Raw genomic sequence first — 1,405 nt, 5'->3', positions numbered from 1 at the left:
CCGGTAATCACACGTTTTAATGAACTTCCCGCACCTATTCAGGAAACGCTTACGGTAATTGCCAAAGGGGTTCGCAATATACCAGGCATTTCATTTCAAAAGTTTTATAATCAGTATATCAAATATGTGGGAAATGTCGGACAGGATTTGGTAGAGTCGATTTTTTCATTCGTTCATTATAAACCAATACCGGTTACTCAGCTTATTCAAGCTTCTTTAATGAAATCTAAACCTGACCTAGAAGGATTTATTAACTTTGGCTGGCGAGGCTGGGAAGGTGCTTTTCCTACTTCGTTTATAAGGGGCTGCTCTGCAAATCCAACTTTGGATGAGAAAACAATTGCTTATTACAATGAAGCAATAAATTCTTCAGTGAAGCGTATTCAGCCTATTACTAGTTATTTTCATAAAGATCCCCGCCCCGATAAGTTTGGAGGAACTGCACTTACAGGAGTTCAGCCATATATGGGAAATGGAATCCCCAATTTAACGGGAAGCGTTGTGTTTACCGATCTTGCCAAGGATAAAGAATCTCAGCCTCCGGTTAGAGGGGTTTTAGCTTATACCACGGTAAGTACAGATTGTAAACTAAATGATTTTAGTGTTATTGAAACCGATTATAATTTTGGGTCTCAATCAGCTTATTATGTTAATTTGGGAACGAATCTGGATCAAACAAGACTATATTTAGGGGTTTATGGCTCTATGAAAGTGACTGATTTTAACCAAGGTACTGTTTTTGAAATTGTTCCATGATTTATAACTATAAAATTCTACTTAATACCAGATAAATCTCTTCTTGATAAAATCACTCTTTTTCTTAGTGCTTAATTATTTTTATTTTTTATTTCATCTTCTAATTCTTCAATTTCTACACTCCTTAAGGACAATAAAAAAAGCCTTTAATTAGGCCTTAGTGTCTTCAGTAATTTCTTGTTGTTTTTGCAAGGCTACAAAGCCTTCTGAAATTTCTTCTATTTTAACAGATATAATAGTATTCTCATGTTCTTTCCTTGCTATCTTCTCTATTAATTTATTTTCGATTTTAATCCATTTATTTAGATCATATTCTAAGCATTTGACTCTCTGTTGCAATTCCTCTTTTGTTAATTCCTTTTTCTCACTCATACTTACCTCCTATGCAGCTTCTTTTGTAGCTTTTAAATAAAGTTTAATCAAAAAATATCTCGCAAACCCATATTTTTCGTTTAATAAAAAGAATCCATTTTGAAAAAAGATGAACAGCTCCCTGTCAAGTAGACAGTGGAAATAATAAAAAAGCTTTAAGCGACTTGAGCCCTGTATTCCAATGGGCTTAAGCCGTTTAATCTTTCTTGGTAACGTTCGTTATTGTAAAACTGGATATAATCATTTACCGCTTGTTGTAACGCTTCAAATGTCTCAT

Annotated in this window: 2 protein-coding genes and 1 pseudogene; 1 reads left to right on the top strand and 2 read right to left on the bottom strand. The window is 34.0% G+C overall.

Annotated features, from left to right (window positions below):
• Positions 1-756 (top strand): annotated as a pseudogene (locus AC1DUW_RS28770) (PQQ-dependent sugar dehydrogenase); the annotation flags it as partial.
• Positions 757-906: 150 nt separating this feature from the next.
• Here the strand turns inward: AC1DUW_RS28770 and AC1DUW_RS28765 are convergent.
• Both AC1DUW_RS28765 and AC1DUW_RS28760 read right to left on the bottom strand, forming a co-directional pair.
• Positions 907-1,128, bottom strand: a complete 222-nt coding sequence (locus tag AC1DUW_RS28765) for a hypothetical protein (protein ID WP_053345462.1) — start codon at positions 1,126-1,128, stop codon at positions 907-909.
• A 155-nt stretch (positions 1,129-1,283) separates the two neighbouring features.
• Positions 1,284-1,405: IS3 family transposase (locus AC1DUW_RS28760; protein ID WP_477644178.1), on the bottom strand; the 122-nt coding region annotated here is incomplete at its 5' end.

It is taken from the genome of Peribacillus sp. P4_C12, from assembly GCF_056402095.1.
This window is presented reverse-complemented; position numbering and strand designations above follow the sequence as displayed.

Coding starts and splice junctions, on each gene's coding strand:
- AC1DUW_RS28765 (WP_053345462.1), bottom strand. CDS start 1,128: ATGAGTGAGAAAAAGGAATTAACAAAAGAGGAATTGCAACAGAGAGTC.